Source organism: Bacillus sp. SRL337 (genome assembly GCF_984799155.1).
The window spans coordinates 1,020,018-1,042,270 of record NZ_OZ481793.1 but is presented as its reverse complement, the minus strand read 5'-3'; the positions used below and the strand labels follow the sequence as shown (position 1 = coordinate 1,042,270).

Sequence of the window (22,253 nt, the reverse complement as noted above, 5' to 3'; positions counted from 1 at the left end):
TCAGGTTACTAACTGGTGCCAGTGAAATCTATGAAAGGAAAGCTTTATTTAATCCGTAAAAGCAATGTTACTGAAACATATGAATATGAACTTCTTGTTTCTTTATCCAGGTTTGATACCAGGCAGCCGGCTATTTACATACCTGATAACTACTTCTACACTATATAATACTTTTCCTGTGCAGATTCCCTCCCTGGAGGACACCCTCTTTCCAGAAGAATACAAGTGGAAAGAAATCCTCCAACATTTAAGACTAAAAGAACACTCTATATTTGAAACCAAAGATAACCTCGGTCCATTCACCTGCAAATGCGGCACTACGTTAAAGCAACCCTCTCACGAATCTGGAACAATAAGGAACGTAAGCACGAAGTTGCCCAAATCTTCCTTTTTTTGGTTTACCACAAATTTTTTTGGAGCTGTTAATATACCATCTTCCACTGACGATAATAGAAAGGTACGGACTTCTATTTATATTTTGATAACGTCTAGGAGGAACATATGTGAGAAAGTCAATTTTTATAGTTATGATGATTTCTGCTTTATTATTGTCAGGCTGTTCATCATCTACTACATCTAAAACCACGAAGAAAGAATATAAAATCGGTGTGCTGCTATCTGACACGGGTTTGGGGGATGAATCCTTCAATGATTCGGCTTTCAGGGGACTTGAGAAGGCACGTGAAGAACTAGGGATTCTTTTCGATTACCGCGAAGCTCCTGATGGGGATTTCCAGACACCGCTTGAAGAGTTGTCCAAGCAGGATAATGATTTAATCATCGGTCTGGGATTTTCAGTACAGGAAGCCCTTGAGAAAACAGCTGAGAATCATCCGGAACAACAATATCTCTTAATCGATGGTGTATCTGAGCTTAAGAATGTCACCTCCATCACCTTTAAGGAACATGAAGGAAGTTTCCTTGTCGGAATGGTCGCTGCAATGACAAGCAAGAGCCATAAACTCGGGATCATCGGAGGTGAAGATGTCCCTGTCATCCACCGATTTGAAAAGGGGTTTGAGCAGGGCGCAAAATACATCAATCCGGACATCAGCATTATGAGGGAATATGCCAACAACTTCGGCGATGCCGCATTAGGCAGAAAGATTGCTGAACAGCAGATCAAAGAAGGTGTTGATTTCATTTATCCTGCCGCAGGGTTTACCGGGGTTGGTGCCATCCAAGCGGCACAAGACAACCGGATTTTCACTGCCGGGGTTGATTCAGACCAGTATTTTGTTGCGGAAAAAGCTGTGGTAACATCCATGATGAAAAACATTGATGTGGCGGTGTTCAATATGGCGGAGAAACTCGTAAAAGACGGATCAATCGGCACGGAGGTATACGAGCTCGGCCTTGCAGAAGATGGTGTCGGCCTGGCACCGATCCGGAACTTTAAACTGTCTGACGAACAAATGAACGACATCGAGTCAGCCAAGGAGAAACTTACTACTGGCGATATTACCATCAATCTAAACTAACAAGGAGCCGGATAAATGAAATTACGAAACAGATTGACCATCCTGGGAGTACTCCCGCTTATTCTTTCAATTAGTATCATCGCCTATATGATCTTTCAGATCGTTCACATCCAAAGTTCCGCAAAGGATGATGTGAACGTATTAACGGCCACCGAATCACTGAACGGCAGCCTGATCGTTACAAAACAATCGTTGGCGAACTATGCCTTCACGTCCTCGGATGCCAACAAGTCTGAAGCCATTTCTCTGCTGACTGGTACTGAAACAGAAATGAAAAACCTTGGCCAGCTTATCAAAAATGACCGCGAAAAAGACACACTCACAAAGGCAGACGGCAAATTCACCGAATTGAAGCTGGCTGTTGAAGAGGCGCTGAACAGCCAGGACACGGCAGAAGTAAAAAGACAGTCAATCAGGGTGGCGGGAATCCTGAATGATATGCACCTGTTGAAAAAGCAGACGGATGAATGGTATGAAGGAATCCTGAAACAAACCGAAGAGAAAATTGCCTTTATTATTACGACATCCATCATCGCCTCTGCCCTATTGATCATCCTGTCAATTGGACTCTCCTTGTTGATTTCCAGCAGAATCATCAAACCGATCAACATGGTCGTCAATGATGCAGCAAGGGTCGCGGATGGAGATTTAACCATACAGCCAGCAACGGCAAAAATGAACAGTAAATTTGAAATCGATCATCTGCAAAGTTCATTTTCGCATATGGTTCAAAATCTAAAGCAGACAGTCCTTTCTGTCGATTCCATCGGCGGCAGGGTCAAAACATTCACCGACGAAGTGAACATCCATATGCAGAGCCTTACCGAAAGCAGCAATCAGGTTGCCGTTTCAACAGAAGAACTCTCACGGGGGAGCCAATCCATTTCCGAGGATATCAGTTCTACTGCGGAACTTATGAACTCAATGGGAGAGGAATTCAGCAAAAATGTAAAAGAGAGCAACCTTTCAGTCCAATCCAGTAAAGAGGCACTGGCATTGGTCCAGGAAGGAAAATCGACTATAAGTAAACAAAAGACATTTTCAGAGCAGCAGTCCCAATCATCTCAAGATATCATGCTTTCAGTAGAGCAGTTCGCAAAATATACCGATGAAATTGAACAGGCAGCAGTTTCAGTCAAGAGCATTGCAGATCAAACCAACCTTCTGGCCCTGAATGCCGCGATTGAAGCGGCAAGGGCGGGTGAAGCAGGGAAAGGTTTCGCCGTCGTCGCAGAAGAAGTCAGGAAGCTTGCCGAAGACTCTTCTAAGGCAACCGAACTGATAGGCAAAATGGTCCTGAATATCAAAGATGGGATTGGTTCCATTTTTGAATTGACCGACAACGGCAACCGCCTATCGCAGGACCAGCTTTCCTCCATGAGGGAAACCGAGACCGCATTTGAAAATATTTCAGACAAAATCAGCCTTGTATATAACCAGTTGACCAATTTAGTAGAAGGGATGAATCACTCCAATGAAATGACAGCAGCAGTCATTTCGGCAGTCGAAAATATTTCCGCGGTTACCGAAGAAACAGCTGCCGGCACAGAGGAAATATCCGCTTCCACTGAAGAACAGCTGAATTACTTTACACAGATGAATACCAAAGTTGGGCAGCTTCATCAAATGACAGAAGAAATGAAAAAAGAACTCAGCAAATTTAAGATATAAGGTAGAGAACCGCCTCCTTGAATAAGGGGCGGTTTTTTGTAACTCATTTCCCCTCTCCTCCCAGCAGCAGACTGTTTCTTTCTACCCCCGAAAAACCCTAATTCTTACATTACAACTTTACAGGAAGTTTAAATTTTATTAACACAAGATACTAATTAACATCCCTATTATATGAGCGGTTCACGTGCTGTTATTGATACGGCAATCCCAAAGGCCAATTGTTTAAAAATTTTGTTTTGTAACAGCCTGTAATAATTTTTTTTTGGGAAATTTATCCGTGACAATAACCGTCAAAAATCTCCTATAATTTATGAAGTATATGTAGATAGATTTTTAATGCGTACGTTTACTAGAGATGAAAACAAGACGAATGCTAATAGTTGGAGGAATAAATATGCTATCAAATACGGAAATTGGTATTGATCTAGGTACTGCTAATATTCTGGTTTACAGTAAAAATAAAGGAATCATTTTTAACGAGCCGTCCGTTGTCGCCATTGATACGGAAACAAAAAATGTCCTTGCTGTAGGTACCGAAGCAAAAAGCATGATCGGAAAAACACCAGGAAAAATCGTTGCAGTCAGACCTTTGAAAGATGGGGTTATCGCAGATTTCGATGTTACAACAGAAATGCTGAAGCAAATCATGAAAAAAGCTAGTAAGCAGATGGGCTTGTCGATCAGAAAGCCGAGTGTTGTGGTTTGTACGCCTTCAGGTGCCACTTCCGTTGAAAAACGAGCGATACAGGATGCTGTTAAAGGAAGTGGTGCAAAATCGGTCACATTGATTGAAGAACCCGTGGCAGCTGCCATTGGTGCAGATCTTCCTGTAGACGAGCCGGTAGCCAACGTGATTGTTGATATCGGCGGCGGAACGACTGAAGTCGGTATCATTTCATATGGAGGTGTGGTTTCCTGCAACACCATCCGCATAGGCGGTGACCAAATGGATGATGATATCATTCAACACGTACGCAAAAGATACAACCTCTTAATCGGGGAGCGCACAGCTGAGAACATTAAGATGGAAATCGGCTATGCCTTGATTCCACATGAAAACCTGACTATGGATATTCGCGGGCGGGACCTTGTGACCGGCCTTCCAAAAACCATCACACTGGATTCGAATGAAATTCAGGAAGCGCTCAAAGAATCTCTTCTTCATATTCTGGAAACCATCCGTGCTACATTGGAAAACTGTCCGCCGGAACTTAGCGGGGACATAGTCGACCGCGGAGTTATCATAACTGGAGGAGGAGCCCTTCTTGGCGGAATGCAGGAGTGGCTTTCAGAAGAAATCGTCGTCCCTGTCCACCTTGCCCCTAATCCTTTAGAGTCTGTAGCCATCGGAACAGGCCGTTCTCTTTCTGTCATCCATAAACTGCAGAAAGTTGCCAAATAACTTTGTTTACTAAACCTTGAAAACCGTTAATGGTTTTCAAGGTTTTTTGTTATCATTCGTCCCTTCACAGAATGCGGAAACGCTTTATTCATCCCCGGCTGGCCAAAAAACCGAGCAGGCGGGAATATGCTCTTCTCCCTTCTTGACGGATGGCTTATATCCGAGGGATCAGGACGGGAGCCGGATGCAGAAATCATTAATCATTTTCACTCCCACCCAAAGACTATTATCGTTTGCCACAATAAAAAACCGGCTGCACAGCGTCCTGCAGCCGGTCATGAAGATGAAAGGAGGTTCTTCATGTTACATACTATGTACGGAATGCATACGTGCTTGTACGTCTAACTATTTTTTTGCAAGAATAAGAATTGGGCTGCTCTCCCGCGTCCATACTACTAGGAATAAATGAAAGGGAGATGGCCATGCAGGAAGCCCAGATGGAAGACCTATTTGACTTTTATGGATACAGTGATCTCTATAAACGCTTTCGATACCCTCTATTTGTCTCCGGATTGTTGGATGAGGCCAGCACAGAGGAGCTGGAGGACTTCTTTGAAAACTTCTCATTTCACAATCATCAGCCGCTTTTTGATGAATTCCGCTACTGGTTCCAATACTTCCTGATTACACGGAAGAGCTTTAGTTAGCGGTTTAATCTTCAGGTCTATCGCAATGGTTCCATTGCGCTTGCAGAAATGGTCCTTTTGCAGAAAATACTACTTGGCATCTATCGTTGTTCAATTGCCCGTTTTTTCCCCTTGAAGACCTCTCGTATTGGACTCTACAGCCCTTCTAGACGCCTTTCTTCAATCTCCTAATAAATTTCTAAACCGCTATTTTAACCCTCTTGGTATCCTCTTCCTTAAACCTCCAAAAGAAAAAAGCCTTAGTCAAAGGCTTTTTCCTGATAAAAGTAATTTGGCGATTTCCACTTATTTTCATAGTTTCGGTGAAAAACATGGGTGGCGGCCGGTGATATCGGTGGAATGAGCCAGGACCAATCTCCTGTCAGCCCTCTTCCACACTGTTTCTCCTTGTTTTCAAAGACCTTGAACTGCTGGGCGGCTGTATGGTGATCCACAATGCTGATTCCTGCTTCTTTAAATGAATGCAGTACCGCAATGTTCAGCTCAATCAAAGCTTTGTCCTTCCACAGCGTAGAAGCCCTGGAGGTATCAAGCCCCATGCAGCTGGCAACTTTCGGCAGCATGTCATAGCGGCATGCGTCTGCCAGATTCCTCGCACCGATTTCTGTTTCCATATACCAGCCATTAAAAGGGGCTGCTTTATATGAAATCCCCCCAATTTCAAGTCTCATATCTGAAATGATCGGAACTCCATACCATTTCAAGCCGAGATCACGAAACCAATTGTACTCGGGATGGTTCAACTGCACTTCAAGCACATGCTCTGTACCGACTTCTTTCCAGCAAGGCTCTCTTTCACCAATCTGAATGACCCATGGCAATACATCAAAATGCGTTCTTTTCCCTTCCCAGCCAAGCTCTTCACACTTCCTGGTGAATTTAACGGAGGCTGGATCCCCTCTCACACCAAGGTCATCTTGATACCCTGCATACCTGAGAAGTTGGTGATTCCAGATTCTGATATCAGGCTTGCCAGGCATCGATGGTCGAAAGATGGTGATAGCCGGACGGATTTTCCCTTCATTTGAAGCATACTTAAGATGTGTCTCCATCTCTGTAAAGATCTCTTCTTCAGTATTCGCTTCCCTTGCATCCCTTACATGCATGGTGTCCCAAAACAGTCTTCCGATACAGCGGTTACTGTTCCTCCAAGCCATTTTTGCACCATGTTCCAACTCCTCATATGTATGGCTGTAAGTACCTGTACTTTCAATCTCACTCTGGACATACTGGATTCGTTCTGATATTTCTTCTGGCTTTCCCAGTTCCCTGTAACAGCTTTCTATAAATAAGACTGCTTCTTGTTGTAAATGTGACAATATAGACTTCCTTTCACAGCTGAGTGTTAACGTGATTATATCACGGCGCCAATCATTGTCGTAAAAAGAACTCTTTGCCTACAATTTTTTCTCATAACAAAAATAAATCGTATGACCTTCGGGTTTAGATGAAAAGGATACTTCCCCACGCTTCAAATACCCATTGCGTTCATAAAACCTTAGAGAACGGCTGTTTCCAGAAAATGCATCCAGCCTGATGGAATCATATCCCCTCTCTCTCGCCAAGTTGCCTGCATGTTTCAGCATCTTGGTTCCCGCTCCCTTTCTTTGCTGTAAAGGGTCCAGAAATAGGGAATGAAGGATCCAAGGCCTGCAATGGGTCCAAGGGATAATTGACCACTCCTCAGACTCCCACTCGTTCAATACCATACTTCCTGTGAGCCGGTCATCCTCAAACAGCAAATACATTCCCTGCTGATCTATGACTTCTTTAAAATATTCCTTATTTGGGTAAGTGTCGTCCCATTGAAAAATCCCTTGAGCTAAAAGATGGTCCCTGCATCTTTTATACATTTGGTACACATCAGGCAGGTGCTGTTCCTCTGCTGCCACTAATTTACAGGACCGAGCAAGCTCTTCCACTTCCATATACTTTTCCTCCAAAAATAAATATTTGATTACATATTCCACTTCTTATCGCCATTTCCTTCCTGGTATCTCAAAATCACCAAGCGCCTTGATTTGCCATGAGAGATCTGATTTTTCACCTCCTTGATGATTAAGGCCTTACTTGATGGGCAGAGCACTGGAGCTGGATGAACAAAAACGCGAGCGACTTGGTCAGACCCGACAGGCATAAGACGAGCCAAGTGATAAGGGTACTCCTTTTACCTTCCTGACGGATTGGCTTTTGCCCCGCCGTTAAGTGCTGGAACTGGATGCAGAATTCATCATTCGTATCCTCACCTCATGACTTTTCTCGTTATCTATACAATAAAAAGGAACGGCAGAAATATCTGCCGCTCCGATTAATCATGCCTTTTATGCTTATTGAGCAATTCCTTCAACATATTGATGACGGTTGCGCGTTCCTCATGATTGAATGTAGCCGTCCACTCTGTGATCAGCTTGTTTTCATCGGGATGGAGTTCCCTCTGCAATCCATCTACCAAGGTTTCGTGAATTTCATCAAGCGATTCTTCTCTGTTTCCACCGTGAATTTCTTCCATGACGTCATACCTCCATGTCCTTTTAGTCGGATTATTCCCTCATACAGAAATGATGAAACGTTCCAAGCACATTGACCTTCATAGAAGCAGCTCCAGGGAAGCATACTTTTCATCCCTTTCTTTTTCTTTCTCCTCTTTTTCAGCATAAAGCTTTTGAAGGACTTCGAGATCTGTCTCCTTTGCAAGCTGCTGGTCTATTGAAGAAATTTCCGTTTCAATCACAAGAAGTTCCTCTTCTAAAGAATCGATAGACACAGGATTCCCTCCATGTTGCTTCTTGACTCGGACATCCCTGCTGATCGGCTCTTTAGGTTTGCTGGCCGGTTCATCCTTCATTTGGAATTCAGCCAGTTTTTCTTTTGCCCAGGAATAACTGCCAGGAAAGAAGTATAGTTTTCCGGAGTGGATCCAATATGTCTTTCCAAACAGTTTATTTAAGAAATATCTATCATGCGAAACAGCTAGTATAGTCCCATTAAAGCCTTCAAGAGCATCCTCCAGGACTTCACGGGAATCGATGTCAAGATGGTTTGTCGGTTCATCGAGTACAAGGAAGTTGATATCCTGGTGCATGAGCTGGGCCAGCCTTAAACGCATCTTTTCCCCGCCGCTGAGCTGGCCCACTTTACGGAAAACGGCTCCTCCGTAAAACAAGAACCCTGCTAGGATATGCCTTGCTTCTCCCTCGGTCACGGATACTTCATCCCGGAAGGCATCAATCAATCTCATAGTGGGATCTGCTGTAGTGAAATGCTGTGACAAATAGCCGATTCTGACATTGCTTCCCCGTTTGATTTCTCCTTCATCATGATGCATTTCCCCTAACAGCATTTTGATAATTGTAGATTTGCCGGTTCCATTTTTCCCGACAATAGCTGTACGGTCCTTAAAAAGGACCTCAAGGGATGCATCATTAAAAAGGATGTTTTCGCCAAATGATTTTTTGGCATCTTTCATACTGAAAACCACTTTACCGCTGCGGTCCCCATTTTCAAACTCAAGCCCCATCTTCTTACGCTCCAGGGCAGGCCGTTTCAATTTTTCCATTCTTTCCAAGGCACGTTCCATATTTCTTGCCCTTTTATGAAGGGCCGCGTTTGGGGGATTTGCCTGATTGGCCCATTCCTTCAGCCTTTTGATCGCTTCCCTCATCTTCTTGATCTTTTTTTGCTGCTCCTGATACTGCTGGAATTCAAGGAGAAGCTTCTCTTCTTTCTCTCTCACAAATTGAGAATAGTTGGTGTGGTAAAGACAAACTTCCCCATCCTCCAAGTCAATGACTTTATTGATCGTTTCATCGAGGAAGTAGCGGTCGTGCGAGACAATCATCACAGAGCCGCTGTACTCTTTCAGGAAGCCTTCCAGCCACTCCACTGCTCTGATATCCAAGTGGTTTGTCGGTTCGTCCAAGAGCAGGAGATCTGGCTTTTTCAAAAGGATCAAGCCGAGACAAACTTTGGTTTGTTCCCCTCCGCTGAGGGCATTAAAGTGCTGGCCAAGCAGACCGTTGATCTCGAGGCCATTCGCCACTTTCGCTATCTCAGACTCAATCTCATAGCCCCCGCCATTCGTAAATTTATCCTGCATCGGGCCGTACTCTTCCAAGAGCCGCTGAAGGTTTTCCGGGTTGTGTTCCGTACCCATTCTGGTTTCCAATTCCTTTAATCTTGCCTCTATCTCGAATAGACCCTGAAACGCAGAATTCAGTACATCTTTGGCAGTTGTCCCTCCATCGTATTTCGGAATCTGCGAGAGGTAACCGACCCTTGCTCCTTTTTTGGTATGGATCTCACCTGTATCCGGCTGTTCGACACCGGCTATCAATTTGAAGACAGTCGTTTTACCGGTTCCATTTCTGCCGACAAAGCCAATCCTGTCTCCTTCATGTACTTCAAATGATAAATTTTCAAATACAAGGTTTCCCCCGAACATTTTACTGATTTGCTGTACGCTGCATATAATCATTTTTTTCTATCCTTTCTGCTCTCATTAGTTTAATGAGCAAGAGGACCTCAAAAGTATATAAAAAAGCCATGTATAAGTAAGACTTATACCATGGCTTTTTGAATTCGGGCATAAAAAAAGGAAAGCGTGACGCGCTCTCCCCCCGTTTCTATAAAAAGTGTGGGTATTGAGACCTCTTACCGTTCTGTTCTATATGGAATTGCTAAAAAAGGGCATACGTATCCCGTTGATAGCATAACCATGAAAAATCGCACGACAAATGTAGATGTATTCTAAAAATTGACCGTGCAACCCGACAGAACTTTTCATCTCAATACACACCTCCTTCAAATCATAAGTATATCCATAGTATACAATTTTTTGAAAACTTTAATCAAGGGATTTCTGTAAAATAAGTCGGCCGCCCGAATCCTTTACCCCTTTAAAGCGGTGGGGGACAGTCCCCCACCGCTTTAAAGCACTAAAAAAAAGATTTGCCCATGAAGAGCAAATCCTTTCAATTTATACAAGGCGCTTGAAGTTCTGGCCAAGTATTTCATTCATATTGTGGACCGTTATGAACGCTTTCTTATCAACTTCTGTGATGAATCCTTTCAGCCTGGAAAAATCCTTCCTGCCAAGAATCGTTGTAATGACTTCTTTGCTGTCGGAAGTGAAAGCTCCTTTGGCCGTATGAATCGTAGCACCTTTTCCAAGTTCTTTTACAATGTAGGTGCGGATTTCATCGCTCTGATTGCTGATGATGACCACTTCTTTGTTCGTATTGAACTGCTGAAGCGTATAGTCAATGACCAATCCGTTAAGAATGACCCCGAAGAACGCGTACATTCCGACCTGTGTCCCAAACAGGAATGTGGACGACAGGGCGATCGCCAAATCGGAAAACAGTACGGCCCTCCCGATTTCAATATTAAAGTATTTATTAAGGATCATGGCAATGATATCTGTTCCGCCTGTTGATGCTTTTTGATTGAACACAATCGCCATACCGGTTGCAGCGATGCACTGCCCAATGATCAACTGAATCAGGATGTCCTCGCTCAGTGGCGCTTTTAACGGCGCAACGGTTTCAAGCAGCCAAACATATCCGGAGAGAGCAAAACTGGCATAGACTGTTTTGGCCCCAAAGCTGAAGCCCAGAAAGATGATGCCAACTATAAATAACACAATATTAACCAAGATCATAAACATACCGATTGACATGCCAGGCATGACAGAATTCAGCAGGATAGATAAACCGCTGACTCCTCCTGTTGCCAAGTTATTAGGCGAAAGAAAGAAGTGAACATTCACCGCAACAAAAAATGCACCGAGATTCATAAGTAAAAACGACATCAGCTTTTTCCGCATCACTGCAACCTCCTTTATATATTAAATGAATGGATTATTATTTTCTTTGACAACGGGATTATATAGGTCATAAATACCTTTGTAAAGGGTTATAATCAAGGTTTAACTATTGAAAAAATTGCAAAGGTTTTCATTGGTAACTCTCAGAGTGATGGAGAACCAAACATTCTAAAACTAGATTATATTTTATAAAGCATTCAACATTCTGCAGCATGGCTTTGAAGTGTCAAATGGAATCGGGACAGAAATTGCTGGGTTGGAGAAGAATATTTCCCGACTAGAGCTGAATCGGGACTAGAATCCTCGGTGGCACGAGCTGGGTGTCGCGATTCCGGGATAATCGCGACAGACTGGGGTCTTGAGAAGCCGATTGTGTCCCGATTAAGGCTGAATCGGGACTAGAATCCTCGGAAGGACGATGTGGGTGTCGCGATTCCAAGGAAATCGCGACAGGCTAGGACCCTGAGAAGCTAATCGTGTCCCGATTAAGGCTGAATCGGGACTAGAATCCTTGGAAGGACGATGTGGGTGTCGCGATTCCGGGAAAATCGCGACAGACTGGACTCATGTGAAGCCGATCGTGTCCCGATTACCGCTGAATCGGGACTAGAATCCTCGGTGGCAAGAGCTGGGTGTCGCGATTCCAGGGAAATCGCGACAGACTGGGGTCTTGAGAAGCCGATTGTGTCCCGATTACCGCTGAATCGGGACTAGAATCCTTGGAAGGACGATGTGGGTGTCGCGATTCCGGGAAAATCGCGACAGACTGGACTCATGTGAAGCCGATCGTGTCCCGATTACCGCTGAATCGGGACTAGAATCCTCGGAAGGACGATATGGGTGTCGCGATTCCGGGATAATCGCGACAGACTAGGACCTTGAGAAGCCGATCGTGTCCCGATTAAGGCTGAATCGGGACTAGAATCCTTGGAAGGACGAGCTGGGTGTCGCGATTCCGGGGAAATCGCGACAGACTGGGGTCTTGAGAAGCCGATCGTGTCGCGATTCCAAGGAAATCGCGACAGATTAGGACCTTGAGAAGCTAATCGTGTTCCGATTACCCTTGAATCGGGACTAAAACCAACTGAGACACAATCAATCTGTCGCGTTTTTTGAATAAGCGCAACAATACACCCTAAGTGAAGGCGACCAGGATGCGGGTTTGGAATCCCGTGAAGGATGCACCAGCTTTTCAAATGAATCAGGGTCCTTCCTTTAAAGGAAAAACTCCCCACCTCTCCATACATTGATTTATTCTTTAGAGAAATCCGCCCCAGATCCGCCCCCTGCAAAAAAAGGTCTATTCTCCGAGGAATCGGCCTTTGCTGTATTACTTCAGAAAAATCGGCTCGATTACCTGATGTCCATTTCTTCTTGATCATAGACAGAATTCACCTCCATATTTCCTGAAGTGCTCCAAGTAGTTTCTCAACAGGTCCCCACCCACAAAAAAAACCATCCAAAAGGATGGCTCAAAACAACTTATCCAACTACCTCTACACCGCGCTCCTGTTCTTTACGGGCAACCCGTACCAGCAGGTAAACCAGCGGGGTATCAATAATTGCGACAACAAGCTTAAACAGATATTGTGTTCCAACTAATCCAAGTAAAGCACCCAGCGGCATTGTGCCAGCGAATGCAATACTAATGAAGATTGCCGTGTCTGCAAGCTGGCTCAACAACGTTGATGAGTTATTGCGGAGCCAGAGTTTATCAGCTCCATGCTTGGCTTTCAGCTTATGAAAAACTGAAACATCCAGGTTTTGGCTGACAAAATAAGAGATCAGGCTTGCAAGCGTTACCCGGAAGCTTCCGCTCAGGATCGATTCGAATTCTGCCTGCATCCCAAAAAAAGGAGCTGACGGCAAATTGATAGCAATCGCGATAAATAGTAGAGCAAACACCTGTGTCAGCAAACCTGCACGTACAGTAGCACGTGCTGTCTCTTTTCCGTATACTTCTCCGATGACATCTGTGATTGGATACGTGAAGACATAAACCATCACCGCAGCCGGAAGGACAGCCCATTCGCCAAGACTGAAAAGCTTCACGGCTAAGATATTGGACAAAATCAAGAGGCCCACGAAGAGGGAATTTAAATAGATAAGCATTCTTCTGCCCCCTTAACGGTTGTCGATGGTTTCCGGATACAGATCATGATTCATCATGCGATACTCCGCCATCTTTTCAAATTTGGTCCCCGGCTTGCCGTAGTTGCAATAAGGGTCGATGGAAATTCCGCCTCTTGGTGTAAATTTGCCCCACACTTCAATATAGCGGGGATCCATTAGTGAAATCAGGTCATTCATAATGATATTCATACAGTCCTCATGGAAGTCCCCGTGGTTGCGGAAACTGAATAAATACAGCTTTAATGATTTACTTTCGACCATTTTGATATCAGGGATATAGCTGATGTATATCGTCGCAAAATCCGGCTGTCCTGTCTTAGGGCATAGACTTGTAAATTCTGGACAATTGAATTTCACGAAGTAGTCTCTGTTCGGGTGCTGGTTATCGAATGTCTCCAATATATGTGGAGCATACTCGAATAGGTATTCCGTCCCCTGATTTCCTAATAATGTAACATCTTGAAGTTCTTCATCTTTTCTTCCAGACATAAAAAAATCCTCCCTTTGATCAAACCTATAAGGAGAATTCACAGCCAACGTTTATGATGGGCCAAATAAAAAACCATATCCTTCATGGATATGGCTACAAATGTAAGACTCATCCATAGTTTTTTATAGAGGGTTTGGGCTATGAACCTCTCCTGCGATAGGAAACTATTTAATTCATTATCTACTATAGTATGGGAGTCGGATTGAATTGTCAATATTAAAATAAGAAAACGATTACAATCATGATATAACTATTATTTCCTCATATATCTATCTAAATCAGGTTTTAACTTCTCTTCTACTGGTTATATATTATTTTACAATATCAACTGATGTGGAGGGAAATTTCATGTTCAACGGGTTAACATTTACCATTATTTCTTGTCTTTTTTTCATGGGGCTAGTAGCATGGATCTCATACATAAAAACGAAAGGATCAGTCAATGATTCTGATGGATATTTTCTTGCGGGAAGAGGATTGACTGGAACCTTCATTGCCGGGTCCCTCTTGCTCACAAACTTATCAGCTGAACAGCTGGTCGGATTGAACGGACAGGCATTCCGGGCCAACTTATCAAACATGGCTTGGGAAGTAACGGCTGCTTTTGCAATCATTATTATGGCACTCTACCTCTTGCCCAAATACCTGGGAAGGAGTTTTACCACACTTCCTGAATTTTTGAGCCAGCGTTATGATGAAGGAGTCCGAAAGTATACCGTCCTCCTCTTCATGCTTGGTTATGTATTTGTGACCATTCCTTCCATGCTGTACTCCGGTGCACTGGCTGTCTTGAAATTATTTGATGTTCCTGCCCTCCTCGGCATCAGCTATACCCAATCGGTGTGGGTTGTCATCTGGGTCATCGGCATCATCGGTGCCATTTACGCTATCTTTGGCGGATTAAAAGCTGTAGCCGTCTCTGATACGTTGAATGGGATCGGACTCCTCATCATCGGGATCCTCGTTCCCATTCTGGGGTTCTTTGCCCTTGGGGACGGTAATTTCGTCGGCGGCATGAAAGAAATTGCCACCAGCAGCCCTGAGAAACTGAATTCCATTGGCTCGAGTGAAGATTCTGTCCCTTTTTCAACTATCTTTACCGGAATGATTTTTGCCAACCTTTTTTACTGGGCAACAAATCAGTATGTCATTCAGCGGACACTTGGGGCCAAGAACTTAGCTGAAGGACAAAAAGGAGTCATCTTCTCAGGATTTTATAAGCTCCTGGTTCCATTCATGATGATGATTCCCGGCGTAATTGCCTTTCACTTATACGGGGATTCTCTAAGAACAGTCGATTTGGCTTATCCAACGTTAATTGCAAACATCCTGCCAAATTACTTGACCGGATTCTTCCTGGCTGTCCTTCTTGGAGCTGTTTTAAGTTCATTCAATTCACTTTTGAACAGTGCAGCCACTCTATTTGCACTTGATGTCTATAAGCCTCATTTTAATCAGAGTGCTAACGACCAACAGCTGATTTCGGTCAGCAAAAAATTTGGTATACTGCTGGCTGTCATTTCAATGACCATCTCGCCGATGCTGATGAATGCAACAGAAGGACTATGGGATCTGATCAGACGATTCACGGGATTCTTCAACATTCCGATTGTCGTCATCCTTCTCGTAGGTGTTCTGTCTAAACGTATCCCTTCTGTTGCAGCTAAAACCGTTATCATTTTCCATGTGATTACGTATTACATGCTTGTCTGGGGCACCAATCAGTTATTCGGTTTTGGACTTGGCATCAATTTCATCCATATTTACGGCATCCTGTTTACTATTGAAGTGTTGATGATGATCGTCATTGGAAAGTGGAAGCCGCTTGAAAAAGCTTATCACTATCAGGCAGATTCCAAGGTCGCCATGACTCCTTGGAAATATGCTTTGCCTATGTCAATCATCCTCCTTGCCAGCGTGGCGGTTGTATATGTTATATTTTCTCCAATTGGCCTGGCCTACAGTGGAGGGGTTGTTTCAGTGGTTTTCTGGCCGATTATTAGTGGAATTATAGTCGCAGCTGGAATTCTCATCATGACTGCTCTAAAACATTGGAACAAGAAGTATGCTGGTTATCTAGAAAAAGGATATAAAAAGAAAACAGCAGCAGTCAAAAAAGCGATCAATAAGCTGGCACCTGCTTTTTCAGCCAAAAACGAAAACTGACATGAAGGGTCCCTCATCCGGGATCCTTTTTCTCTTGATCATAATCAGATTGTTTGCCCGCTCTTCATATACGGAATAACGTACGATAATAGGAAAGATACATTGATTCTGTTAAAATAAGAATAAGTCATAATTTACTGGAGTGTCTCCTTTGCAAAAACAAGTGAGAAAACTAACTGAAATGGCGATTGCCGGTGACCTCCCTGAGATTCATAAATGGTATCAACAAAACCGGGGCCTCTCGCAGACAACCATAGATTTTTATGAAAAGTTATTAAAGCCTGTAATGGAAAGAGTCGGCATGCTCTGGGAAAAGAATCAGATTACTGTCGCTGAAGAACATCTGGCGACAGCAAGCATCGATTATCTTATGACACAGCTACGGTATCAAATTCTGCACCCTGAGCTTTTGAAGAAGTCACCTTCGATTCTATTATTCTGTCTAGAGGGTGAGCAGCACTCCCTAGGCTTGAAAATGGTTTCTGATGTCTTCAGGGAATATAAATGGAATGTTAAATTCCTTGGATCAAGTGTCCCTACAGAAGAAGTCATCAAAACAATCAATAAATGGGAACCTGATGCTATTGGAATTTCGGTGGCTCTCTCACCATTGCTGCCCAAATTAAAAGAATGTTTGAGCTTAATAGATGAATTAGAGAAAGATTTTGAGGTTTTCGTAGGAGGACGGGTTGTCTCGCTCTATAACCTGGAAGACTTTGGCGTCAAAAATGTTCGCCTGTGCAATGATCTCAATGACATAGAATCCATTGCCTCAAGATGCATACGAAATTCAGAACTTGTCCTGCCTGAAGGTGAGCGATAATGGAAGAAATTCATTACATCCCCATCCCGATGTTCATTCTGGATGCCAAACTCAATATACTCGAGGCCTCCTCAAAAGGAACAAAGCTGATGAAAGGGCCAAGTTTTCTGGACATGATTGAAAAAGAAAGTTCGACCAAGTTCTCAAAATATTTTCACCGTCACTCCTCTGGAACACTGGAGATCAATATCAAATCAACGACAGATTCCCAAATGCCGGATCTGCATGACGTCTATTTTCAGTTTGTCGAAGGTAAACAGCAATATTTTGTAGCAGTCATCAGTAAAGCACATAACTACACTGATATCTCGAAAAAACTGGACCGAATTCAAAAACAGCTTTGGAATCCCAATAAAGAAGATTCCTACCAAAAACAGCTGCATCCAAGCTCCTTTCATTTAGATTCCGCTGCCGGCCAAATTCGCAAACAAGAAATCGACATACAGGCTGCCATCCATCAGCTGAACCGTTTGAAAGCAGATATTGAAGACCTGCCTGCGGACAATAAACATTTGGTTCAGCAATGCATGAGAATTGAAGAAACACTTAAAAATAATATAAAATTGTCATGACCAATAAATGATGGAGGTTACATAATGTCCCTATTGAATGATATTTTAACGTTTAATGAAAAATTTGTTTCCGAGAAAAGGTACGAAGATTACATCACAACAAAATTTCCAGACAAACGCCTAGTCATACTGACATGTATGGACACAAGACTGGTTGAACTGGTAACCAAAGCAATCAACATGAAAAACGGTGATGTCAAAATTGTCCGAAATGCTGGTGCAGTTGTTTCGCATCCATTCGGCAGTATCATGAGGAGCCTGCTGCTTGCCGTCTATGAACTTCAAGCTGACGAAGTACTGGTCATTGGCCACCATGACTGCGGAATGGGCGGCCTGAGCGCTGAGAAAGTTAAATCCAGCATGAAAGAAAGAGGCATTACCGAAAATACGTTTGATACCCTTGAGTATGCCGGAATCAACTTGGATGAGTGGCTGACTGGTTTTTCAAATGTTGAAGACAGTGTTGCGCATAGTGTAGACATGATCCGCAACCATCCATTGATGCATGATGAGGTTCCAGTCCATGGACTTGTCATCGACCCATCTACGGGAAAATTGGATCTAGTAGCTTCGGGATATGAAACAGCTGAAAAATAACATAACCCAAAAAGAGCAGACATGCATTTTCATTGGCTGCTCTTTTTTTCTCCCTTTCTAAAATCTCAAAAGATACATACTTCTTATCCAGAAGGGTATATATAATTAGCAGAAACATCAAGGAAAGGAGAATCACTCTTGTCTGAAGAATTGACTCTATATGTGAAAGAAGCTGTAGACCGTGGTTCCATCCAGAACCTGGAGAATATGTTACTGAAGTTGAATGGTATAGAAAGGGCACTTGTGGACACCGAAGACGGAGAAGTGAAGATCACTTATGACACAAACAGTATCTCCAGGAAAGAAGTAGAAGAAAACATTCAACAAAATGGATTTCATCTATCATAGAAATAAAGAGGTTGGGACAGAACTAAAGTATTCCCTCTAAAAGCCGTATAATTGTAAGTTCCCAATACAAAACAAATGAGAAAACCGAACTTTTCAGAGGCTCTATTTTAGAGTTTTAGAAAAAGTTCGGTTTTTTTCGTTAAAGTATTTTTCTAAACGGTTATTATTTTTGAATGATTTTTTTCTCCTCCCTTTTTAGAAGGATTGGAGTGGAAGGCGTGCGATCTCCAGCGGGACTCGTCTAGTTCCAGCGGCCAACGACTAGCGGATTTCAGGCTCCTTCCTTGCGAATCCAGCTCCAAAGCCCAGCTGCTAGCGTACTTCCCGGCTCCTCCTTGTGATTAGTCATCATCGAATCGCTCCACTCTTCGTGCTTCCTTTATCTCATATGTACCCAGTCCAGTCCGTACGCAGCTGAACGGGTCTTTCCGCTTTTTAGTCAATCCAGCTCCAGCTCCTAGCCCCTCGGGGTCATATGCCAATCCATCAAGAAGGTTAAAGAGCCAACCTTCCTGCCGGCTCGTCTTATGCCTGTCGGGGCTGATCAAGGCACTTCCGCTTTTTAGTCAATCTAGCTCCAGCTCCTAGCCCCTCGGGGTCATATGCCAATCCGGCAGGAAGGTTAAAGAGCCAACCTTCCTGCCGGCTCGTCTTATGCCTGTCGGGGCTGATCAAGGCGCTTCCGCTTTTTAGTCAATCCAGCTCCAGCTCCTAGCCCCTCGGGGTCATATGCCAATCCGGCAAGAAGGTTAAAGAGCCAACCTTCCTGCCGGCTCGTCTTATGCCTGTCGGGGCTGATCAAGGCGCTTCCGCTTTTTAGTTCAACGCCCGCCCGCGGAGTCGTGCACCTGGAGCGGAAATCCATACGATTAGATAAGCCACACTCTTTGCGAAAAGATCCTTCGTTAACTACATATCTTTTGTCCCAGCCACTTTATTTTTCAACAGGAATATGGATCTTCACGTTCAACTCATCATTCGTTGATTGATAATCAGCAGGATACTCTTCCATATGCTCGAGGATTTGTTGGTTCAGGCTTAAGCCGTTATCCTCTATCCAACTGTATAAGCGCTGGTAAGATGCCATGATTTCCGGTCCTGCATGTTCGAGTACGGCATATGTATATGCAGGAACTTCCACAATCTCAAGACCATACCGAATCTCGCCAATCTCGCTTACTTCATTACATAAATAATAGGTGAGCCCTCCGGTCAGATTATGGTAGGATAATCCTATTGCAACTGCTGGGTTCACTTTGTTTTCTATACCATCCGACACAGCTTTTAGTTCAGGAAACAATTTTTCGATCCCTCCTTGCGCGGCCTCGTCAAATGTTCCCTGCCATTTAAAGCCCAAAGCTTTAAATCCCTCTTTTTCAACTATTCTCGGCTTCACTCGTTCTTCTCCTCCAATTCCAATAAACATTTTGCGCCGCGTTGCTTAAAATAGGCTTCCATTTTTCTTTCATTTTCAATACACCACTTACCCATTTTCTTCATATTGTAGGAAGAAGGAGGTGGTTGTTTTGCTATCACGCATCAAATGGCTGTCTTTCTCTATCGAAGCACTCCTGGCACTCCCTATCTTCGGAGGAGTCGCGTCTGAAATAATGCCTTTTTATCTTTGCTTCGTTGCTGTATGGCATGCTTGTGTATTAATGGTTTCCAAATCAGAGAATCAACCAGTACTTGGAAGTGCTTTTGGAATTGTCGCTTCTTTCACAAACTTTTTTCCCTATGTACGGATTGTTACACATGCTGTCACCGCATTCATCCTATACTTAGAGATTAAGAAAGCTCCAGGAATGGAGTGACATCTAAGCCGGATCTATCCAATGTTCCGGCTGTTATTTCTTCCCCTTCACTACATGATCCTCTATCTTGATGGTTTTATCCATAATTGCATATTGTGACCTGCCCAGGTAAAGCGGAATGGACAACCGTTCAAAATCCGGCAGCCCTTTTTCATTAAAGAGCTCGTCATCCCTATAAAAGGCTGTAATAGTAGCTGTAAACCAATCATGATCTCCATATGAATGGACATCGATTGTCTTACATTCATACGCTACATAGGCTTCATTCAAAATCGGGGCATTTGTCTCTTTTCCTCGTTCAAACTTCATGTCCCCTGTGGTAAATTTATTTATATCCATACCTGAATAAACCCCGGATTCCTGAATGAAACCAGCATGTTGAGCAGGCAGAAAGTTAATCGCAAACTCTCCAGCATCTTTCACTAAATGATAAGTGTGCCTTTCCCTGCCTATGGCTACACCATAAATTGGGGGCTCATAGGAAATATAGGAATGCCAGCCTGCCGCCATAATGTTATCTTCACCATTATAGGAAACTGTCACCAGTGCCACCATCCCCGGATAACTGTGCATCACGGTTTCTTCCTGAATTGACCTCATTACAATCACCTCATTTTCATTATCACACACTTAAGAAATATCTGTCATTTATTCCAGCCATTTATCCTTGGATAATGTTTCGCTTCTTTTAAAGATGTCTTTTCTGGTATATTTCCTCCCTTTGGCACCTGGCATCACAATAAGGTATCGCAACCTTCAGGATGATTTTTCCACCGATATTATCTCTCGCTTTCACACAAGCTAGATGATGAGTATTTTCGAATGTTTCTGAAGGAGGATATTTTTATGAGCAGTGCAGGATGCGGGACCGGCAGCAATAGCCAGGACAAGAGCGGCGGCAGTTCTGAAAAAGGACATTTAAAGTGGTGGCAGCTCTCACTTACCGGTGTGGGCTGTACAATTGGAACAGGGTATTTCTTAGGTTCAAGCATCGGGATCAAACACAGCGGGCCTTCCATTGTGTTTGCCTTTATATTGGCTGCACTTGGAACTTATATCGTGTTCAATCTGCTGGCAAAAATGACTGCGGAGGATCCGCAGGAAGGATCATTTTGTTATTATGCCAATAAAGCTTATGGAAAATGGGCTGGATTCAGCTGCGGCTGGAATTATTGGTCCTCAAATATTTTAATCATGGGAAGCCAGTTAATGGCCCTTTCGCTTCTTTCGCAATTCTGGTTTGAGAAAGTCCCCCTTTGGGTATTTGCCGCAGGCTATGCTGTTCTGTCGATACTTGTTGTATTGCTCGGAACCAAGGGTTTTGATAAAGTGGAGGATATTTTAGCAGTCATCAAAACGGCGGCCATCATCATGTTTATCATACTCGCAGCAGCTGTGATGTTTGGCTGGATACATGGCGGTGGCGGCAAACCTGATTTTCCCTCTTCAGCGGGCAAGCTGTTTCCGGAAGGCTTCAAGGGGTTCTGGTCTTCATTGATTTATGCTTTCTATGCATATGGAGGAATAGAAGTCATCGGCCTCATGGCCATGCAGCTGAAAAACAAAGAGGATGCTCCAAAAGCAGGAAAAGTCATGCTGATTGTACTTTTGACCATATATGTCCTTTCTCTCGGTCTCACTGTGCTCCTTGTGAATTATGATAAATTCACACCTGATGAAAGTCCATTTGTGACAGCCTTGAATGATACCAATCTGAAGTTTTTCCCTCACGTATTCAATGGTGCTATCATTATAGCCGGTTTTTCAACCATGACCGCCGCACTCTTCGGGGTAACCAACCTCCTGGTTACAATGGCAAAGGATGGGGATGCTCCTAAGCTATTTTCCAAGAAGCTGGAGAAGTTTAAAAAACTTCCTCTCCCTTCCCTTGGCCTGGCTGCGGCAGGGCTGCTGCTTTCCGTCATTACTGCGTTGGTCGTGCCGGGCAAGATTTATGAATATATCACAACAGCAGCTGGAATCTTAATTTTGTACAACTGGGCCTTCATCATCATTTCCGGCCTTAAAATTCTGGAGAATAAAATGTGGGGGAAAGTATTGGCCATTGTTGGAATGGTCTTACTCCTGGCTGCTGTCAGCGGGACAATAGTGGAAAAAGAGATACGGCTCGGCTTCTTCATCTCCCTGATTCTTGTGGCCATGATCGCTATTGCTGCCTTTTTCATGAAAAAGAAGAAATGGAACAAAGAACATCAATCGAGCAGTTAGGCTCAAGGTGAAAGCGCCTGCCCAGCAGGACAAGGTATTAGATAAGCTTGCCAAAA

General features: G+C 43.6%; 23 protein-coding genes and 1 riboswitch. Of the genes, 13 read left to right on the top strand and 10 right to left on the bottom strand.

The window, feature by feature from the left end; translation table 11 throughout:
- Positions 1 to 15 precede the first annotated feature (15 nt).
- The 5 genes from AC4E8A_RS05085 to AC4E8A_RS05065 all read left to right on the top strand — a co-directional run bounded on the left by AC4E8A_RS05085 (position 16) and on the right by AC4E8A_RS05065 (position 5,201).
- Positions 16 to 168, top strand: coding sequence for a hypothetical protein (locus tag AC4E8A_RS05085; RefSeq protein WP_490197212.1), 153 nt, complete (start codon positions 16 to 18; stop codon positions 166 to 168).
- A 359-nt stretch (positions 169 to 527) separates the two neighbouring features.
- Entirely contained in the window at positions 528 to 1,481 is a 954-nt protein-coding gene (locus tag AC4E8A_RS05080; RefSeq protein WP_490198771.1) for a BMP family lipoprotein, read from the top strand.
- A 15-nt stretch (positions 1,482 to 1,496) separates the two neighbouring features.
- Positions 1,497 to 3,152 carry a methyl-accepting chemotaxis protein gene (locus AC4E8A_RS05075; RefSeq protein WP_490197211.1) on the top strand — a complete coding sequence of 552 codons (1,656 nt, stop codon included), beginning with the start codon at positions 1,497 to 1,499 and terminating at the stop codon, positions 3,150 to 3,152.
- A 394-nt stretch (positions 3,153 to 3,546) separates the two neighbouring features.
- Positions 3,547 to 4,554: a rod-share determining protein MreBH gene (mreBH, locus tag AC4E8A_RS05070; RefSeq protein ID WP_490197210.1), complete on the top strand. Its 1,008-nt coding sequence runs from the start codon at positions 3,547 to 3,549 to the stop codon at positions 4,552 to 4,554.
- Positions 4,555 to 4,976: 422 nt separating this feature from the next.
- Complete coding sequence (locus AC4E8A_RS05065; RefSeq protein WP_490197209.1) at positions 4,977 to 5,201, top strand: hypothetical protein; 225 nt, start codon at positions 4,977 to 4,979, stop codon at positions 5,199 to 5,201.
- Positions 5,202 to 5,440: 239 nt separating this feature from the next.
- Here the strand turns inward: AC4E8A_RS05065 and AC4E8A_RS05060 are convergent, their stop codons facing one another.
- The 6 genes from AC4E8A_RS05060 to AC4E8A_RS05035 form a co-directional block, all read right to left on the bottom strand.
- Positions 5,441 to 6,520: a nitric oxide synthase oxygenase gene (locus AC4E8A_RS05060; RefSeq protein WP_490197208.1), complete on the bottom strand. Its 1,080-nt coding sequence runs from the start codon at positions 6,518 to 6,520 to the stop codon at positions 5,441 to 5,443.
- 78 nt (positions 6,521 to 6,598) lie between these two features.
- A complete protein-coding gene (locus AC4E8A_RS05055) occupies positions 6,599 to 7,129 on the bottom strand; it encodes a GNAT family N-acetyltransferase (RefSeq protein ID WP_490197207.1) in 531 nt (176 codons plus the stop codon).
- A 380-nt stretch (positions 7,130 to 7,509) separates the two neighbouring features.
- Positions 7,510 to 7,710 (bottom strand): hypothetical protein, encoded by a 201-nt coding sequence (locus tag AC4E8A_RS05050; protein WP_490197206.1) that lies wholly within the window; start codon positions 7,708 to 7,710, stop codon positions 7,510 to 7,512.
- A 78-nt stretch (positions 7,711 to 7,788) separates the two neighbouring features.
- Positions 7,789 to 9,675, bottom strand: coding sequence for a ribosomal protection-like ABC-F family protein (gene abc-f / locus AC4E8A_RS05045; protein ID WP_490197205.1), 1,887 nt, complete (start codon positions 9,673 to 9,675; stop codon positions 7,789 to 7,791).
- Between the two features lie 189 nt (positions 9,676 to 9,864).
- The gene (locus tag AC4E8A_RS05040) at positions 9,865 to 9,984 is read right to left on the bottom strand and encodes an RAxF-45 family protein (RefSeq protein WP_490197204.1); all 120 of its coding nucleotides are present in this window, start codon (positions 9,982 to 9,984) and stop codon (positions 9,865 to 9,867) included.
- Between the two features lie 192 nt (positions 9,985 to 10,176).
- Positions 10,177 to 11,025: a YitT family protein gene (locus AC4E8A_RS05035; protein WP_490197203.1), complete on the bottom strand. Its 849-nt coding sequence runs from the start codon at positions 11,023 to 11,025 to the stop codon at positions 10,177 to 10,179.
- A gap of 528 nt (positions 11,026 to 11,553) precedes the next feature.
- On the opposite strand from AC4E8A_RS05035, the gene AC4E8A_RS05030 reads away from it, so the two are divergent.
- Positions 11,554 to 11,739: a hypothetical protein gene (locus AC4E8A_RS05030; protein WP_490197202.1), complete on the top strand. Its 186-nt coding sequence runs from the start codon at positions 11,554 to 11,556 to the stop codon at positions 11,737 to 11,739.
- Between the two features lie 768 nt (positions 11,740 to 12,507).
- Here AC4E8A_RS05030 and AC4E8A_RS05025 read toward each other — a convergent pair.
- On the bottom strand, positions 12,508 to 13,137 hold the full coding sequence (locus AC4E8A_RS05025) for a queuosine precursor transporter (RefSeq protein ID WP_490197201.1): 630 nt from the start codon (positions 13,135 to 13,137) through the stop codon (positions 12,508 to 12,510).
- 12 nt (positions 13,138 to 13,149) lie between these two features.
- A complete protein-coding gene (gene queF, locus AC4E8A_RS05020) occupies positions 13,150 to 13,647 on the bottom strand; it encodes a preQ(1) synthase (protein WP_490197200.1) in 498 nt (165 codons plus the stop codon).
- Positions 13,648 to 13,756: 109 nt separating this feature from the next.
- Positions 13,757 to 13,803: riboswitch (PreQ1 riboswitch) on the bottom strand.
- Between the two features lie 193 nt (positions 13,804 to 13,996).
- On the opposite strand from queF, the gene AC4E8A_RS05015 reads away from it, so the two are divergent.
- The 5 genes from AC4E8A_RS05015 to AC4E8A_RS04995 all read left to right on the top strand — a co-directional run bounded on the left by AC4E8A_RS05015 (position 13,997) and on the right by AC4E8A_RS04995 (position 18,154).
- Positions 13,997 to 15,814: a solute:sodium symporter family transporter gene (locus AC4E8A_RS05015; RefSeq protein WP_490197199.1), complete on the top strand. Its 1,818-nt coding sequence runs from the start codon at positions 13,997 to 13,999 to the stop codon at positions 15,812 to 15,814.
- A 151-nt stretch (positions 15,815 to 15,965) separates the two neighbouring features.
- On the top strand, positions 15,966 to 16,637 hold the full coding sequence (locus AC4E8A_RS05010) for a cobalamin B12-binding domain-containing protein (protein WP_490197198.1): 672 nt from the start codon (positions 15,966 to 15,968) through the stop codon (positions 16,635 to 16,637).
- A complete protein-coding gene (locus AC4E8A_RS05005; protein ID WP_490197197.1) occupies positions 16,637 to 17,209 on the top strand; it encodes a hypothetical protein in 573 nt (190 codons plus the stop codon). Before AC4E8A_RS05010 ends, AC4E8A_RS05005 begins: the two co-directional genes overlap by 1 nt.
- A gap of 24 nt (positions 17,210 to 17,233) precedes the next feature.
- Positions 17,234 to 17,806, top strand: a complete 573-nt coding sequence (locus AC4E8A_RS05000; RefSeq protein ID WP_490197196.1) for a beta-class carbonic anhydrase — start codon at positions 17,234 to 17,236, stop codon at positions 17,804 to 17,806.
- Positions 17,807 to 17,944: 138 nt separating this feature from the next.
- Entirely contained in the window at positions 17,945 to 18,154 is a 210-nt protein-coding gene (locus tag AC4E8A_RS04995) for a heavy-metal-associated domain-containing protein (protein ID WP_490197195.1), read from the top strand.
- Between the two features lie 934 nt (positions 18,155 to 19,088).
- Here the strand turns inward: AC4E8A_RS04995 and AC4E8A_RS04990 are convergent.
- Complete coding sequence (locus AC4E8A_RS04990; protein ID WP_490197194.1) at positions 19,089 to 19,550, bottom strand: GyrI-like domain-containing protein; 462 nt, start codon at positions 19,548 to 19,550, stop codon at positions 19,089 to 19,091.
- A gap of 130 nt (positions 19,551 to 19,680) precedes the next feature.
- Between AC4E8A_RS04990 and AC4E8A_RS04985 the strand changes: the two genes are divergently transcribed.
- Positions 19,681 to 19,968: a hypothetical protein gene (locus AC4E8A_RS04985; protein WP_490197193.1), complete on the top strand. Its 288-nt coding sequence runs from the start codon at positions 19,681 to 19,683 to the stop codon at positions 19,966 to 19,968.
- Between the two features lie 33 nt (positions 19,969 to 20,001).
- On the opposite strand, the gene AC4E8A_RS04980 is transcribed toward AC4E8A_RS04985, so the two are convergent.
- On the bottom strand, positions 20,002 to 20,568 hold the full coding sequence (locus tag AC4E8A_RS04980) for a flavin reductase family protein (protein ID WP_490197192.1): 567 nt from the start codon (positions 20,566 to 20,568) through the stop codon (positions 20,002 to 20,004).
- Between the two features lie 246 nt (positions 20,569 to 20,814).
- Between AC4E8A_RS04980 and AC4E8A_RS04975 the strand changes: the two genes are divergently transcribed.
- Positions 20,815 to 22,197, top strand: coding sequence for an amino acid permease (locus AC4E8A_RS04975; RefSeq protein ID WP_490197191.1), 1,383 nt, complete (start codon positions 20,815 to 20,817; stop codon positions 22,195 to 22,197).
- Positions 22,198 to 22,253 lie beyond the last annotated feature (56 nt).